The organism is Mesorhizobium sp. WSM4983 (assembly GCF_029625765.1).
Classification (GTDB): Bacteria; Pseudomonadota; Alphaproteobacteria; order Rhizobiales; family Rhizobiaceae; genus Mesorhizobium.
The window spans coordinates 969797-985594 of the sequence record NZ_JARTVM010000001.1; the positions used below are offsets into that span (position 1 = coordinate 969797).

General features: G+C 63.6%; 15 protein-coding genes. 8 read left to right on the plus strand and 7 right to left on the minus strand.

Annotated elements, in window-relative coordinates:
- Positions 1 to 117 precede the first annotated feature (117 nt).
- Positions 118 to 1038, plus strand: coding sequence for a DMT family transporter (locus tag P9254_RS04840; RefSeq protein ID WP_127217351.1), 921 nt, complete (start codon positions 118 to 120; stop codon positions 1036 to 1038).
- A gap of 425 nt (positions 1039 to 1463) precedes the next feature.
- Here P9254_RS04840 and metF read toward each other — a convergent pair whose 3' ends face one another.
- Positions 1464 to 2381, minus strand: coding sequence for a methylenetetrahydrofolate reductase [NAD(P)H] (gene metF / locus P9254_RS04845; protein ID WP_067328999.1), 918 nt, complete (start codon positions 2379 to 2381; stop codon positions 1464 to 1466).
- A complete protein-coding gene (locus P9254_RS04850) occupies positions 2381 to 3388 on the minus strand; it encodes an ArsR/SmtB family transcription factor (protein WP_067328997.1) in 1008 nt (335 codons plus the stop codon). Before P9254_RS04850 ends, metF begins: the two co-directional genes overlap by 1 nt.
- Before the next feature lie 141 nt (positions 3389 to 3529).
- Between P9254_RS04850 and tsaA the strand changes: the two genes are divergently transcribed.
- The 3 genes from tsaA to P9254_RS04865 all read left to right on the plus strand — a co-directional run bounded on the left by tsaA (position 3530) and on the right by P9254_RS04865 (position 5403).
- A complete protein-coding gene (tsaA, locus tag P9254_RS04855; protein ID WP_066990675.1) occupies positions 3530 to 4036 on the plus strand; it encodes a tRNA (N6-threonylcarbamoyladenosine(37)-N6)-methyltransferase TrmO in 507 nt (168 codons plus the stop codon).
- Positions 4033 to 4347, plus strand: coding sequence for a DUF2293 domain-containing protein (locus P9254_RS04860; protein ID WP_066990672.1), 315 nt, complete (start codon positions 4033 to 4035; stop codon positions 4345 to 4347). The genes tsaA and P9254_RS04860 overlap by 4 nt, the downstream gene beginning before the upstream one ends.
- A 225-nt stretch (positions 4348 to 4572) precedes the next feature.
- The gene (locus P9254_RS04865) at positions 4573 to 5403 is read left to right on the plus strand and encodes an aminotransferase class IV (RefSeq protein WP_278057319.1); all 831 of its coding nucleotides are present in this window, start codon (positions 4573 to 4575) and stop codon (positions 5401 to 5403) included.
- Positions 5404 to 5473: 70 nt separating this feature from the next.
- On the opposite strand, the gene P9254_RS04870 is transcribed toward P9254_RS04865, so the two are convergent.
- Positions 5474 to 6103 (minus strand): MOSC domain-containing protein, encoded by a 630-nt coding sequence (locus P9254_RS04870; RefSeq protein WP_278057318.1) that lies wholly within the window; start codon positions 6101 to 6103, stop codon positions 5474 to 5476.
- A gap of 180 nt (positions 6104 to 6283) precedes the next feature.
- Here P9254_RS04870 and P9254_RS04875 point away from each other — a divergent pair, with 180 nt between their 5' ends.
- Positions 6284 to 6850: a methyltransferase family protein gene (locus P9254_RS04875; RefSeq protein ID WP_278057317.1), complete on the plus strand. Its 567-nt coding sequence runs from the start codon at positions 6284 to 6286 to the stop codon at positions 6848 to 6850.
- A 6-nt stretch (positions 6851 to 6856) separates the two neighbouring features.
- On the opposite strand, the gene P9254_RS04880 is transcribed toward P9254_RS04875, so the two are convergent.
- The 4 genes from P9254_RS04880 to P9254_RS04895 all read right to left on the minus strand — a co-directional run bounded on the left by P9254_RS04880 (position 6857) and on the right by P9254_RS04895 (position 11719).
- Entirely contained in the window at positions 6857 to 7978 is a 1122-nt protein-coding gene (locus P9254_RS04880) for a beta-ketoacyl-ACP synthase III (protein WP_278057316.1), read from the minus strand.
- Positions 7979 to 8096: 118 nt separating this feature from the next.
- Complete coding sequence (tam, locus tag P9254_RS04885; protein WP_095824939.1) at positions 8097 to 8864, minus strand: trans-aconitate 2-methyltransferase; 768 nt, start codon at positions 8862 to 8864, stop codon at positions 8097 to 8099.
- A 38-nt stretch (positions 8865 to 8902) separates the two neighbouring features.
- Positions 8903 to 10552: an energy-dependent translational throttle protein EttA gene (gene ettA / locus P9254_RS04890; RefSeq protein ID WP_067328984.1), complete on the minus strand. Its 1650-nt coding sequence runs from the start codon at positions 10550 to 10552 to the stop codon at positions 8903 to 8905.
- Positions 10553 to 10708: 156 nt separating this feature from the next.
- Positions 10709 to 11719: a ribonuclease T2 family protein gene (locus tag P9254_RS04895; RefSeq protein WP_127216252.1), complete on the minus strand. Its 1011-nt coding sequence runs from the start codon at positions 11717 to 11719 to the stop codon at positions 10709 to 10711.
- Between the two features lie 195 nt (positions 11720 to 11914).
- On the opposite strand from P9254_RS04895, the gene P9254_RS04900 reads away from it, so the two are divergent.
- Genes P9254_RS04900 through P9254_RS04910 form a run of 3 tightly spaced genes read left to right on the plus strand, consistent with a single transcriptional unit; the run spans position 11915 to position 15749 of the window.
- Positions 11915 to 12874, plus strand: a complete 960-nt coding sequence (locus P9254_RS04900) for an alpha/beta fold hydrolase (RefSeq protein WP_278057315.1) — start codon at positions 11915 to 11917, stop codon at positions 12872 to 12874.
- Positions 12875 to 12927: 53 nt separating this feature from the next.
- Positions 12928 to 14103 carry a CaiB/BaiF CoA transferase family protein gene (locus P9254_RS04905; protein WP_067328979.1) on the plus strand — a complete coding sequence of 392 codons (1176 nt, stop codon included), beginning with the start codon at positions 12928 to 12930 and terminating at the stop codon, positions 14101 to 14103.
- Positions 14100 to 15749, plus strand: coding sequence for a thiamine pyrophosphate-binding protein (locus tag P9254_RS04910; protein WP_278057314.1), 1650 nt, complete (start codon positions 14100 to 14102; stop codon positions 15747 to 15749). The genes P9254_RS04905 and P9254_RS04910 overlap by 4 nt, the downstream gene beginning before the upstream one ends.
- Positions 15750 to 15798 lie beyond the last annotated feature (49 nt).

The following is a 15798-nucleotide window of genomic DNA, read 5'->3' on the forward strand; positions in this document are numbered from 1 at the left end:
TTTTGCGCCACGCTAAACCATTGGGCAGGTTTCGGGTGGCCCTTGCCACCGAACCGTATATCGGTTGGAGTTGGTTCGGCGGATTGAGGGAGCGATCGGCATGGGAGGGGTGACGACATGACGATGGCGGCTGGCGCCGCGCCGACACGCGGACCGATGACGCTCAGAGATTGGGCGCAGCTCCTGCTGCTCGGCGCGATCTGGGGCGGCTCCTTCTTCTTTGCCCGCATTGCCGTGGCGGAGATCCATCCTTTGGCGCTGGTGCTGTTTCGCGTCGCCATCGCGGCGGCCGCGCTTCAGCTCTATCTGGCGATCCGCGGCCCGTCCTTCCGTCTCGCCTTTCCCCACGCCGGCCTGTTCTTCCTGCTGGCGTTGGCCAACAATGTCATTCCGTTTTCGCTGATCTTCGCCGGCCAGACCGAGCTCGGCGCCGGTATTGCCTCTGTGCTCAATGCCACGACGCCATTTTGGACGCTGCTCCTCGCCAATGCGCTCACCGCTGACGAAAAACTGTCCTGGAACAAGCTGGCCGGCATCTCGCTCGGCGTTGCAGGAACAGCTGTCATGATCAGTCCTGGTTTGGCTGCTGGCCTCGGCGAGCCGGCCTGGGCCAAGTTCGCGCTGATCGGCGCCTCGGTGTCCTACGCGATTGCCCTGATGATCGCGCGCCGCTTCAAGGGGGTGCCTTCGCCGGTCATCGCCACCGGGCAACTGACCGCATCGACCATCATCATGATCCCCGTCGTGCTGATTGCCTACGGCCCAGCCGGGCTGTTTTCGGTCTCGCCGCCGGTCTGGGCCGCGGTGCTCGGGCTGGCCCTGCTCTCCACAGCCTTTGCCTACATCCTCTATTTCAACCTCGTGGCCTCGGCCGGCGCCACCAACGCCTCGCTGGTCACTTTGATCGTACCGGTGAGTGCCGTGCTGCTCGGATTCCTGTTTCTGGGCGAGCGGCTGCAGCTCTTCGAAATGGGCGGCATGGCGCTGATCGGAGTCGGTCTGATCACCATTGACGGGCGCCTGTTCGGCCGATGGTAGCGGTGCCATGCCACGGCTTCGCCATAATTTATTCACAAACTCTTGGATCGATTTTTGCCGAAGAGTTTCAATGGCTAACGGCAAATTCGAGGTCGCAAATTCCACAATCACGTCGCAATGCAGCACATTTTCCGCTTGCCTGTGACCCAAATGACTCTAGATTCCGGCCATAGCTCTTAAGAGGAGGCTATGGCATGGGACTGACGAGGCCAATCAACGCATTGATGATTTGTGCTGCGTTTGCATTCATCGGCGCCCTTATCATGGGCGTTCTTCCCTGACCCGCCGAAGCCGGGAAGACCAGCACCGAGGATGAGTCCAACCGATTCGAAAAGGCCGGGTTCCGCCCGGCCTTTTCCGTTTCAATCATTGTTTTGAATGCATGTCGTTTCGCAAAACCGCTGCACACTTTTCGGCGAGTTTGATCAGGCCGCGGCCGAGCCGGCCGCCTCCGCCTCATGCGAGCGGATGCCGATCATGTGGCAGACGGCGAAGACCAGATCGGCACGGTTCATCGTGTAGAAATGGAAATCGCCGACGCCGCGCTCGACCAGATCATGGACCTGCTCTGCCGCGACCGCTGAGGCCACCAGTGCATGCGTTTGCGGATCGTTCTCCAGCCCTTCGAAGCGCTCGGCCAGCCAGGCCGGCACCAGCGCGCCGCAGCGGGAGGAAAAATTGGCGACCTGGGTGAAGTTGTGCACCGGCAGGATACCCGGCACGATCGGGATGTAGATGCCGGCGCGGCGCGCGCGCTCGACATAGCGCTCGTAGAGGTCGTTGTCGAAGAAGAACTGGGTGATCGCCCGCGTCGCGCCATTGTCGACCTTGCGCTTCAGCATATCGATGTCGGTGGCGAAGTCCGGGCTTTCCGGATGCTTTTCCGGATAGGCCGAGACCGAGATGTCGAAATCGCCGACGCTCTTCAGCGCCCCGACCAGTTCGGCGCCGTTCGCATAACCATCGGGATGCGGACGATAGGCGGTGCCCACGCCTGCTGCCGGATCGCCGCGCAAGGCGACGAAACGGGTGACGCCAAAGTCGGCGAATTCCTGGATGACGGCGTCGACCTCATAACGGGCCGCGTCGACGCAGGTCATATGCGCCGCCGGGGTCAGCGTCGTCTCGTTGAGGATGCGCTTCACGGTGCGCGCCGTGCGCTCTCGGGTCGAGCCGCCGGCACCGTAGGTCACCGAGACGAAGCGCGGCTTGAGCGGCTCGAGCCTTGTGACGGTGTCCCAGAGCCTTGCTTCCATCTCATCCGTTTTGGGCGGGAAGAACTCGAACGAAACCCGGACCTTGTCGCCAATGTCGGGGCGGCGGGAAAAGCGGAACTGGTTCATCAGGCTGTTTCCCTTGCTGGAAGTGTGTCGTTGGACGGATCGGCGATCAGCAGGCGGCGATCGCGACCCAACCAGAGCTTGACGGTGAGTCTCGCTTCGGCCTGGCCGCGCGGCTCGAACTCCTGGCTCTCTTCGAGGTCAAGCCCTGCCTCCTCGAACCAGTCGGCGATCTGCCGGTCGGAAAAGCCGAGCCGCATATGCGCGTGCTGGTCGCGCAGGAACTCCAGATTATGAGGCGCGAAATCGACGATCACCAGCCTGCCGGACGGACGCAGCAGCCTCGCGGCCTCGCCGATGGCGCGGGCCGGATCGTCGAGATAGTGCAGCACCTGGTGGATGGTGACGAGATCGAAGGCGTTGCGCTCGACCGGCGGCGAAAAGATGTCGCCCTGGCGCACCTGCGCATTGGCGACGCCGGCTTTGTCGAGATTGGCGCGCGCCACGGTCAGCATCTCGCGCGACATGTCGATGCCGACGCCGCGCCGGTAGAGCGGCGCGAAGATCTCCAGCAGCCTGCCCGTTCCGGTTCCGAGGTCGAGCATCGACTGGAACGGCCGTTTGCCGACAAGCTTGAGCAATGCCGCTTCCACCGCGCGATCCGGCACATGCAGCGAGCGGATGCGATCCCAGCTGGCGGCGTTCTCCGAAAAATACTCCGCGGCCCGGTCCTGCCGCTTGCGCTTGACAGCGGCCAGCCGCTCCAGGTCGCGCACCACCTGCGGATCGGCCTCGCGCACGCCCGAGACGAGCCGCTGAACGAAATCGCGCGAGCTGTCTGTGTCCGACAGCCTGAAAAAGGCCCAGGACCCTTCCTGGTAGCGGCCGATCAGCCCGGCATCGAGCAGCAACTTCAGATGCCGTGAGACGCGCGGCTGCGACTGGCCAAGGATTTCGGTAAGGTCGGAGACCGTGAGATCCCCGCGCGACAGCAGCACCAGAATGCGCAGGCGGCTGGATTCGGCAGCCGCCTTCAATGTATCTACCATCGTGTCGAGCGTGACATGCATGAAAGGTTCTCGCTGAAAGATATAAAGATATGTTTATGTCGAATTTGAAAGCCTGGCAAGCGCTATGTCGCTCCCGGACAAGAAAATGGCGCAGCCATGATCCGCGCATTGCAGGCCATGCGTGCGCGGATTGATTGAACGATGTTCGAGAGACGCGAGGACGAGACGCTCCTGGAAAACGACCCGGCCGATCTGCCGCCGGACGGCCATGTCGTCTTCATCGGCCGGATCGCCTCGCCTTGGACAAGCCGCGAGGATTGTCCCAAAAACATGCGCGCCGCCCGCGAGACCGGCCGGACTGCGGCCATCCTGATCGACAAGCCCTACCGCCGGGGGCTGCAGAACCTCGATCGCGCCAGCCACATCGTCATCCTGTCCTGGCTCGATCATGCCCCACGGAATCTGATTGTGCAGAAACCGCGCCATGCGGCTGAACCGAAAGGCGTTTTCTCGCTGCGCTCCCCTGCCCGGCCGAACCCTGTCGGCCTGCACATCGCCAAGCTCGTCGCGCTCGATATCGAGGAAGGCCGGATCGAGATCGACGCCATCGACGTGCTCGACGGCACGCCGGTCGTCGACATCAAGCCCTACTATGCGTCGACCGATGCCTTCCCTGAGGCGGCCATTGCCGGACGCGAGGAGAAATGAGCGCGCCGACCGGCCGCCGCCGCGCGATTGCCAAGGCGCTCACCGCGCTCTTACCGCTCGCCCCCTATTCCGACATGGAAAAAATCCGCGCCGATGCCGGAGCCGTGCATATGAAGAGCTTGCCGCCGACGATCGCGGTGTGGCTGGCAACCATCGCGCATGTCCGCCACACCCATACCGACTATGACAAACTGCTGGCCGAAGGCTATGACCGCGACTCGGCACGCTTCTTTGTCATCGACGAGACCAATGAGGTGCTGACCCGCTGGCGCGCGACGCGGCTGCTGGAAGAGGATGACGAGGACGAGTAAAGCACAGGCTAGGCTAGACAGCGCCGTTGGCCTAGCTCTTACTTCATTCGAAGCGGGACGCTAGCCTGCCTTTCCACAACGACGAAGAAGGAGCGAATGAGCCAAGCCGCCCCCGCGCCTGCCGCGCCACTACCCGTTCTGTCAGAGCATCATCTCGATCCGCATGCCTATCCCAACGGCGTCGCTTACCTCGATGGACAATATCTGCCGATGTAGCAGGCAAAGGTGTCGGTGCTGGACTGGGGCTTTCTGCATTCCGACGCCACTTACGACACGGTCCATGTCTGGGACGGCCGCTTTTTCCGTCTCGATCTGCATCTCGACCGTTTCTTCGGCGGGCTGGAAAAGCTTCGCATGACCATCCCGTTCGGCCGCGACGGCGTTGCCGAAATCCTGCACAATTGCGTCGCGCTGTCCGGCCATCGCGCCGCCTATGTCGAGATGCTGTGCACGCGCGGCGCCTCGCCGACCTTCAGCCGCGATCCGCGTCAGGCGATCAACCGGTTCATGGCTTTCGCCGTCCCCTTCGGCTCGGTCGCCAATGCCGAACAATTGCGAAGCGGCCTCCACGTCGCGATCAGCGACAAAGTCCGTATCCCACCTGCCTCGATCGATCCCTCGATCAAGAACTACCATTGGCTGGACCTGGTGCGCGGGCTCTACGACGCTTATGACCGCGGCGCCGACACGGCGCTGGTGCTCGACTTCAACGGCAACCTCGCCGAAGGTCCAGGCTTCAACGTGTTCTGTGTCAGGGCAGGCAAATTGACCACGCCCGCCGTCGGCGTGCTGCCCGGCATAACGCGCCGCACCGTGTTTGACCTGTGCGCCGAGGCGGGACTGCCCGCGGTTGCCGCGGATGTCAGCGTGGCCGCGCTCAAGTCAGCCGACGAAGTCTTCATCACCTCGACGGCCGGCGGCATCATGCCCGTCACGATGATCGACGGTGCTCCGGTTGCCGATGGCAAGGTCGGGGCGATCACTGAGCGTCTGATGCGCCTCTACTGGCAAAAGCACGAGGATCCGGCCTGGTCGAGCGCAGTGCGCTACGGATGACAACCAAAGCCACTGCCACAGTTCACTCAGAGCGAGACTTGAACCGGCGATATCCAAAGCCGAAGCCCGATCACGCGCGATAGATCCACTGCTCCGGCACCCGCACCGAAATCTCTTCGCCGGTCCTGATGATGCCGGGTTTTTCGACCCAGGCGACCAGACCGCGCAGCCTCTTCGCCGTCTTCGGAAACAGCAAGGCCGTCGCGTCGCGATCCGCCGCGTTGACATGTTGGGCGATCGATTGCCCGGCGACCCGGCAGGGCTTGTTCTGGCCGTCGATCTTGATCGTCACGCCGCCCTTGAAGAACAACAGCGACCCCGCCGGCAGCATCGAAAGATGCGGCAGGCCTTCGATCATCAGGTTGGCGCCGATCCATTCCGCCTTGATCTCCTCGAGGCCCATGCGGTGGGCGACGATGGCGAGCTCATCCGCGGCGACGAGCGACAATTGCCGCTCGTTGCGCATTTCGGTGCCGCGCGGGTACCAGGGCTCGCGCCCGCCGGAGCGCCGCGTCGCGCCGGCATGGAAGTCACCCTCGATCCCGTCGAAGCCAAGGCGCAATTCGTCCACGGGCCTTGACTCGAAATGATCGGACGGAGCGGCATAGAGTGCCGCTGCCAATGCTGTCAGCTTGCGGCCGGCGACGATGTCGGCCGTCGGCTCCGCCGACGGAAAAAGCTCTAGGTTCGTTTCCTGCATAGTGTTGGTCTAGAGACGCTCGGCTACTCGGTCCAGTCGAAAGCGCTGATGATCCGATCACAGCGCTTGATGGCGATCACGACTTTCTTACCTGAAGATGCCGCACGCTTTCACGTTCCGCCGCATTGCCGCCGCGCCGGCGGCGTAAATGGCGGCGCGAAACTTGGGAGGGTTCAGATCATGCAGGTTCAACATGCGATCGCCGCGCTCTGGTTGGCCTGGGTGGTGTCTTGGGTGCTGGCCGCCGCGTGGGCCGATCCAGCGCAAAAGCGCGCGGACTTCAAGGCTGAGGCCCGTTACCGGGTTCTCTGGCTGGCCGGCACCTTTCTGCTGTTCGCGCCGGCGCACGGCTATGTCGGCCGATTGCGGCTGTGGACGCCGACGCTTGCCGAGGGCTGGATCTGCGTCGCCCTGATCGCGATCGGCATCGCTTTCGCCTGGTGGGCGCGCTTGCATCTCGGTCGGCTGTGGTCGGGCACCGTCACCGCCAAAGCCGATCACCGCGTGGTCGACACCGGTCCCTATCGGCTGGTCCGCCACCCGATCTACACCGGCCTGCTGGTGTCGATCCTCGCCACCATGGTAGCCAAGGGCACTGTCTGGGGTGTTGCCGGCGCTGCCCTGCTGCTTGTCGGCATCGTCGTCAAGGCCAGGCTGGAGGAGAGCTTCCTGCGCGGCGAGCTCGGCCCCGCCTATGACGACTATGCCAGGCGCGTGCCGATGCTGGTGCCGTTCGTCCCCGCCTGAGCCGGTTTACAACATCCTCAGCAGCGCGCCGCCGATGGAATAGCCGGCGCCGAAGGCGCAGAGCAGGCCGAAATCGCCGGCCTTCATGTCCGCATGATTTTCGGACAGTGCAACGATGGCGCCGGCGCCCGCCGTGTTGCCGAGGCGTTCCAGCACCATCGGCGCGCGGTCGTGGTTGACATCATGGCCGAAGGCGAGTTTCAGGATCATCGCATTCATGCGCGCATTGGCCTGATGCAGCCAGAAGCGGCGGATGCCTTGCGGCGTCAGACCATGCTCGGCCAGGAACTCGACGATGAATTTGTGGCCCGCGACCGTGACTTCCTTGAACACCTTGTTGCCGACCTGCTTGATCAGGTTGCCCTCGAGTTTGATCTGGTAGGGATCGTCCTGGGCAGTGCGGGTGTGGTAGCCGAGATTGGTGCGGATGTTATTCGACATTTGCGTCCAGGTGCGCGTGTCGAGCACCTCGAAGCGTCCCGGCCGCTTCTCGCCCTGGTGGAGCCCTTCGACGATCATGGCGACCGAGGCGTCGCCGAAGATGAAATGCGTCTGCCGGTCGCGGAAGTTGAGATGGCCGGTGATGATTTCGGGCGTCGACACCAGGATGCGCTTGTGCGCCCCTGCCCTGACCAGGTTGACCGCGATGTGCAGCGCCGCCGCGGCGGAAGAGCAGCCGAGCCCCATGTCGAAGCCGGCGCCATTGGTGCCCAGGGCCTGCTGCATCTCGATGGCGATCGCCGGATAAGGCCGCTGATGATGCGAGGCCGAGCAGATCACCAGATCGATATCCGAGCCTTCCACGCCGGCATGGGCGATGGCCTTTTTGGCCGAAGCGATGCCGAACTCCGCCTGCAGCGACAGCGCGTCGTCCGGCCGGGCCGGAATGCGCGGCGCCATGCGGGTTGGATCGAGGATGCCTTCGCGTTCGATCACATGGCGGGTCTGCACGCCCGACGCATGGACGATGAAGTCGCTGTCCGACTTCTGCAGCAGCGTCTCGCCTGTGACGGCGCGGCGCGCATTCTCGGTGTCGACCCAGCTGTTGAAGCTTTCGACCAGCTCTTCATTGGTGATGACAGGCTCGGGGATTTCGGCGCCGATGCCGCTGATGATGACGCGATGCATGTCCAATCCGTCCGAGGCACGGCCTTTGTGCCGGAGCGCGCTACCCTTGTCGCATTTGGCCGGTTTATGCCAGCCTAAATCGCAGTTCCGGCTATCGCGATGAGTTGACCGGAAACGGTCAGGCCCGCTTGGCAATGATGAAGATGCGCGGGAAGCGCAGCAGCACCTTGCCGGTCGCCGTCTTCGGATAGGCCTTTGCGATCTTTGCGGTGTAGCTTTCGAGGAATGTCTTTCTCTCGTCCGCGTCGAGCGGATCGAGGAACGGCTTCAGCCCCGTCGCCTTGACCCATTCGACGATCGCTTCGGCATTGGCCAACGGATGATTGTAGATCGTGTGCCAGATATCCACGCGATCGGCGAGCGGCGACAGAAGATCGTAGTAGAAGGAAACCGGGGGCAGCGGCGCGCGGGCGGCGCTCCTGAGCTTGGCCGAGAACGGCATCTCGGCCGCGGTGTCGCGCATCAACCGATGCGAGGGTTCACCAAGATTATCGGGCATCTGGATGGCCAAGGCGCCGCCCGGCGCGAGCAGCCCGATCAGCTGCTGGAACACCGCCGGATGCTCCGGCAGCCATTGAAAGACCGCGTTTGCGAAGATCACGTCGACGGGCTGTGCCGGCTGCCATGCGGAAGCATCGGCTAGAGCGAAATTCACGTTGGGCAGCCGCGCCTTCGCCTTCTCGATCATGTCGGGTGAGGTGTCGAAGCCGCTGACCTCCGCATCCGGCCAGCGCTCGACCAGCAGCTCCGTCGAGTTGCCCGGACCGCAGCCGATATCGACGACGCGGCGCGGGAAATCGACCGGGACTTGTGCTGCCAGGTCCCGCGCGGGCCGCGTGCGCTCGTCCTCGAACTTCAGATATTGGGCGGCGGACCAGTCAGCCATTTCAGAGCCTCATATGTGTTCGCCGCCCACGGACTTTGTTACCGCGTCAGCCGCTTGTGCGTCATGCGGTGCGGGGTTGCCGCCTCCGCGCCCAGGCGGCGCAGCTTGTCCTTCTCATATTCCTCGAAGTTGCCTTCGAACCATTCGACATGCGCGTCGCCCTCGAAGGCGAGCATGTGGGTCGCCATGCGGTCGAGGAACATGCGGTCGTGGCTGATGATCACCGCGCAACCGGCATAGGCTTCGAGCGCATCTTCAAGCGCGCCCAGCGTTTCGGTGTCGAGATCGTTGGTCGGTTCGTCGAGCAGCAGCACATTGCCGCCGCCCTTCAGCATCTTGGCCAGATGCACGCGGTTGCGCTGGCCGCCGGAAAGATTGCCGACCTTCTGCTGCTGGTCGCCGCCGCGGAAGTTGAAGGACGAGCAGTAAGCGCGGCTGTTGACCTCGTGCTTGCCGAGCTTGATGACCTCGGCGCCGCCCGAGATCTCTTCCCAAACCGTCTTGTTCGGGTCGAGCGCGTCGCGGCTTTGGTCGACATAGCCGAGCTTCACAGTCTCGCCCTTGCGGATCGAGCCGGCATCCGGTGTTTCCTGGCCGGTGATCATCCTGAACAGCGTCGTCTTGCCGGCACCGTTCGGGCCGATGACGCCGACGATACCGCCCGGCGGCAGTTTGAACGACAGATCCTCGATCAAAAGCTCGTCGGCAAAGCCCTTGTTGAGGCCCTCGACCTCGATGACGACATTGCCGAGGCGCTCGCTCGACGGGATGACGATCTGCGTGTCGGTCGGCTTGCGGTTCTGCGACTGCTCGACCAATTCCTCGTAGGCCTTGATGCGCGCCTTGGACTTGGTCTGGCGCGCCTTCGGCGAGGATTGGATCCATTCGCGCTCGCGCCAGATCGCCTTCTGGCGGGCGTCGTCCTCGCGCCCTTCCTGGATCAGGCGCTTGGCCTTGGCATCCAGATATTTGGTGTAGTTGCCCTCGTAGGGAATGCCGCGGCCGCGGTCGAGCTCGAGAATCCAGCCGGTGACGTTGTCGAGGAAGTAGCGGTCGTGTGTGATGATCAGCACCGAGCCCGGATAGTCGCGCAGGTGCTTTTCCAGCCATTGCGTGGTCTCGGCGTCGAGATGGTTGGTCGGCTCGTCGAGCAGCAAAAGGTCGGGCTGCTCGAGAAGCAGCCGGCAGAGCGCCACCCGGCGCCGCTCGCCGCCCGAGAGGTTGGTCACTTCGGAATCGGCCGGCGGGCACTGCAGGGCGTCCATCGCCATCTCGACCTGCTGCTCGAGATCCCACAGGTTCAGCCGGTCCATCTCGTCCTGCAGCTTGGCCGACTCGTCCGCCGTCTCGTCGGAATAGTTCATCATCAGCTCGTTATAGCGCTCGATGATGGCGGTCTTCCTGGCGACGCCGTCCATGACGTTTTCACGCACGGTCTTGCTGTTGTCGAGCTGCGGCTCCTGAGCGAGGTAGCCCACGGTCGCGCCTTCGGCCAGCCACGCCTCGCCCTGAAACTCCTTGTCGAGCCCGGCCATGATGCGCAGGATGGTTGACTTGCCCGAACCGTTGGGGCCGAGGATGCCGATCTTGGCGTCCGGATAGAAGGACAGGTGGATGTTATCGAGCACCTTCTTGGTGCCGTAGGCCTTCGACAGGCCTGACATGTGATAGATGAACTGGCGAGCCACGCGCGCTTTCCCTGAAACTGAACTGTCGAATTGGGTGGAGTTGCGCGCTATGTAGGCGATGAAGCGCCGAACGGCAATCGCTTTCGGCACGCCGCGATCTTCACCAGCCGGCGATCATGCTCGGTTCGGCGGCCAGATCCGGGCCTGGCACGCGCCCTATTGAAACCCTATCGCGTCCACCATGCCCTTCGGGCAGCCCGCCTTGCTCGTCGGCGCCGAGGCGATCAGCAGGCTGGCGAGCTTGCTGTCGGGGGCGATCGGACCGGAGAGACCGAGCGTCAGCTCGCCGATCAACCGCCTTCCGCTCGACGGATCGACAAGGCAGGAGACGCGCACGCGGTCGCCGGCGCCCTTGCCGAAGGCCTGGTCGAAGGCATTGCGTATCTGCTCCGATGTCAGCTGCTTGCCGATGTTTTTGACAAAAAGATCGCGCACCGGCGAGGCGTTCACCGCGCGCATCAGATTGAGCGCGTCGGAGAAATACTCTTGCTGGCTCTTGCCGTAGCAGGTGCCGTGCTTGATCCATTCATGGCGCTCCAGCTTGGACGCCGTGCCCGGCATCATCTGGTCGAGCTCGGCGCGCGTGTTGACGTCGAGTTCGACGGGCGGCAAATCCCCCCAATGCGCGGGATTGTCGTTGGCCTTGTCGGCCGCCGACACCTGGCAATAGAAATTGCCGTTCGGCTGCGGCCACAGCCCATGCAGCGTGAAGTGCGAAGCGTCGAATTCGTTGGGATTCTGCGCCTTGCATTCGGGTTTGTTGGCCTTGGTCTCACAGAATGCGGGCTGCCAGCTCAGCGCGAACACATATTCAGGCTTGCCGGAACCAGGTTGCGACGGCTTCATCGGATCGGCCGGCGAGGGCGTGGCGGACGCGCTGCTGCCGGTGACATGACCGCAGCCGATCTTCACCCAGCGTCGCTCCGGATCGGCGCCAGGAACCTGGATGAGATAATGGGTGGGCTCGTCCTTGTTGCCTGCCAGAAGCTGATAGGTCTGTCCCGCTTCGGTAGACACGTTGCCGGAGTTCTTGCCGCTCCTGATGGCTTGCGTTGCCGGACAGGCGCTGTCGGCCACGAAGGTGCCGCTCATCCTCACATCGGCCTGAGCCGCGCCGGCGCCAACCAGGGCCAGAACAACCGAACCCCATACTGCCCAAACCCGCATTCCCGCTCTCCCGGCGATCATCGAACCGTATCGGATTCGCCACATTAGAACAGGCGACGTGTCAGAATTGCGATCTTTGTCGTCGCGCGAAAATAATCCCCAGGAGAGCGATAAGCGCACTCCATAGGCTCGAAAGGATCTCGCACTCTTGACGCAGCCGAAGCCCTCGCCCATCAGTCGCCAAGGGAGCGAGACATGCCATTCGACAAGCAGACCAGGCTGGCCTCACCGACCGGGGCCGACCTCAACCTCTATGTGAAACATGCGCAACTATCCCCGCGCGCCGTCATCCAGATCAATCACGGCTTGGCCGAGCATGCGGCGCGTTACGCCCGCTTTGCCGACTTCCTCGGCGCGCGCGGCTTCCATGTCTACGCCCATGACCATCGCGGCCATGGCGCGACAAAGGCGCCCGATGCGCCGCTCGGCCGGTTCGCCGATACCGACGGCATCGCCAAGGTGATTGCCGATGTCGGCGCGGTGCATGATCTGATCGCCGTTGAACATCCGGGATTGCCGGTCATCGCTTTTGGACACTCGCTCGGCGCCTCGATCGCGCTGAATTTCGTGCTCCGCCATTCCGATCGCGTCCATGCCGCCGCAATCTGGAACGGCAATTTCTCGCAAGGCCTGCTCGGCCGGCTGGCCCTGGCCATCCTGGGCTGGGAAAGGATGCGGCTGGGCTCCGACGTGCCATCTCGGCTGCTGCCCAAGCTGACCTTCCAGGCCTGGGGCAAGGCCGTACCCAATCACCGGACCTTGTTCGACTGGCTGTCGCGTGATCCGGTCGAGGTCGACAAATACATCGCTGACCCGCTCTGCGGCTGGGATGCCTCGGTCTCCATGTGGCGCGATGTGGTCAACCTGGCGCTCTACGCCGGCAGGGATTCTAGCTTCGCCGGCGTGCGCCGCGACCTCTTCGTCAATCTGATCGGCGGCGGGAAGGATCCGGCATCGGACCACGGCAAAGCGGTTCACCACCTTGCCCGGCGGATGGACAAAATGGGCTTTTCGAATCTGGTTTCAAAGGTTTACGCCGACACCCGCCACGAGAGCCTGAACGAGGTCAACCGCGACATCATCATGAATGATTTCGCCGCCTGGGCGGATCATACGCTGAAACCTAGCGGCATTGGCCCATTGCATGGGTCGTGACAGGGGCGACCTCTGTTGGTAGACGCTGCGCTTTCAACCCTTCACGGTGATCCATGGCTGAACCCCCGCTGAAAGGCATCCGCGTCATCGAACTCGCTCGCATCCTGGCAGGCCCCTGGGCCGGGCAGTTGCTCGCCGATCTCGGCGCCGATGTCATCAAGGTGGAGAGCCCGCACGGCGGCGACGACACCCGCAAATGGGGCCCGCCCTTCGTCATGAGCCATGACGGCGAGAACCTTTCGGCGGCGTACTATCATTCCTGCAATCGCGGCAAGCGCTCGGTCGCCATCGATTTCTCCAAGCCCGAGGGCGCCGACACGCTCCGCCGCCTCGTCGCCACGGCCGACGTGCTGATCGAGAACTTCAAGCTCGGCGGTCTCAAGAAATACGGGCTCGACTATGAAAGCCTGAAGAGGATCAACCCGCGTCTCGTCTATTGCTCGATCACCGGTTTTGGCCAGGACGGGCCCTACGCGCCCCGCGCTGGGTACGATTTCATCATCCAGGCGATGGCCGGCATGATGTCGATCACCGGCGAGGTCGGCCGCGAGCCGCAGAAGGCGGGCGTCGCCATCTCCGACCTGTTCACTGGCCTTTATTCGGTGATCGCCATCCAGGCGGCGCTCCGCCACGCAGAAAGGACCGGTGAAGGCCAGCATATCGACATGGCGCTCTTCGACAGCCAGATCTCGGCGCTCGGCAACCAGAATCTCAACTATCTGGTCTCCGGCAAGTCGCCCGTGCAGATGGGCAACGCGCATATGAACATCGCGCCTTACGAGGTGCTGCCGGTCAGGGACGGCCATATCATCCTCGCGGTCGGCAACGACGGACAATTCACCAAGTTCTGCGCAGCGGTCGGGCTGACCGAGTTGCCCGCCGATTCCGATTTCGCCACCAACCCCGCCCGCGTCGCCAATCGCGCCAAGCTGCGCGAGCGGATCATCGAGAAGCTGAGCACGTGGGATCGCGATCCGCTGCTGGCGAAGCTCGAGGCAGCCGGCGTGCCGGCAAGCCCGATCAACACGATCGGCCAGATGTTCGCCGACCCGCAGACGATCGCGCGCGGCATGAAGCTCGACCTGGAGGACGGCCATGGCAATTTGCTGCCTTCGGTACGTGCGCCGATGGTGATGTCCGGCACGCCGCTCGTCTATGAGCGCCCCTCGCCGCGTCTCGGCGAGCACACTGAGGAAATCCTTGCCGAACTGGAGAGAGCAGCAAAATGAAAACGGGCGGACAATTGATCGTCGAGGCGCTCGAAGCGAACGGCACCGACCGCATCTTCTGCGTTCCTGGCGAATCCTATCTGGCGGTGCTCGACGCGCTGCATGACTCGCCGATCCGCACCATCGTCTGCCGTCAGGAAGGCGGAGCGGCGATGATGGCCGACTGCCAGGGGCGCCTGACCGGCAAGCCCGGCATATGCTTTGTCACGCGCGGCCCCGGCGCCACCAACGCTTCGGCCGGCATTCATATCGCCATGCAGGATTCGGTGCCGCTGATCCTGTTCATCGGCCAGGTCGCCAGTCACGCCAAGGAGCGCGAGGCTTTTCAGGAGGTCGACTACAAGCGCTTCTTCGGCGACATCGCCAAATGGGTGGTCGAGATCGAGGATGCCTCACGCATCCCGGAATTCGTCACCCGCGCCTTCGCGGTGGCGACGTCAGGCCGCCCTGGCCCAGTTGTCATCTCGCTGCCCGAGGACAGGCTGACCAGCGAGGTCGAGGCCCCAACGGCGCTGGCTCATACGCTGGTCGAAACAAGCCCTGGTGAAGCCGAACTCGACCGGCTTGAGGCCCTGCTCAATGCCGCCAAACGGCCGATTGCCATCCTGGGCGGCACGCGCTGGGATATTCAAGCGGTTCAGGACGTCACCCGTATCGCAGAGGCCTGGTCACTGCCGGTCGGCTGCTCCTTCCGCCGCCAGATGCTGTTCGACCACTTGCATCCGAACTATGCCGGCGATGTCGGCATCGGCATCAATCCGAAGCTGGCGGCAACGGTCAAGCAGGCAGACCTGGTGCTGCTCATCGGCGGCCGCATGGGCGAGATGCCGTCCTCGGACTATACGCTGTTGAAAAGCCCTTACCCGGACCAGATGCTGGTGCATGTCCACGCCGACGCCGGCGAGCTTGGCCGCGTCTATCGGCCGACCCTGGCGATCAACGCCTCCCCCGCCGCCTTCGTGCGAGCCTTCGCCAGACGCAAAGGTCCGGCCGCGCCCGGTTGGGCGGCGGAGACGGCAAAGCTGCATGCCGCCTATCTCGAATGGTCGACGCCGCCTCAGACCGGCCCCGGCGCTGTGCAGATGGGGCCGATCATGACCTATCTGGAAAAGGCGCTGCCGGAAGACGCCATCCTCACCAACGGCGCCGGCAACTACGCCACCTGGGTACATCGCTTCCACCGCTTCCGCCGCTTCGCCACGCAGGCGGCGCCGACTTCCGGCTCGATGGGCTACGGCACGCCGGCCGCGGTCGCGGCCAAGGCCCTATACCCGGATCGCGAGGTCATCGCCTTTGCCGGCGACGGCTGTTTTCTGATGAACGGGCAGGAGTTCGCGACCGCCGTGCAATACGACCTGCCGATCATCGTGGTGGTCGTCAACAACGGCATTTACGGCACGATCCGCATGCATCAGGAGCGGGAATATCCGAGCCGCGTCGTGGCGACCGACCTCAAGAACCCGGATTTCGCCGCCCTCGCCCGCGCCTATGGCGGCCATGGCGAGACCGTCGAAAAGACCGAAGACTTTGCGCCGGCCTTCGAACGCGCACGCGCCAGCGGCAAGCCGGCGATCGTCGAGATCAGGCTCGATCCCGAAGCCATCACGCCGACCCGCACGCTGACACAGATACGCGACAAGTCCTGATCAGGCAGAACGAGGCGGTCGCCCCCCTCGCTGCTGCCTGAGGAAACTC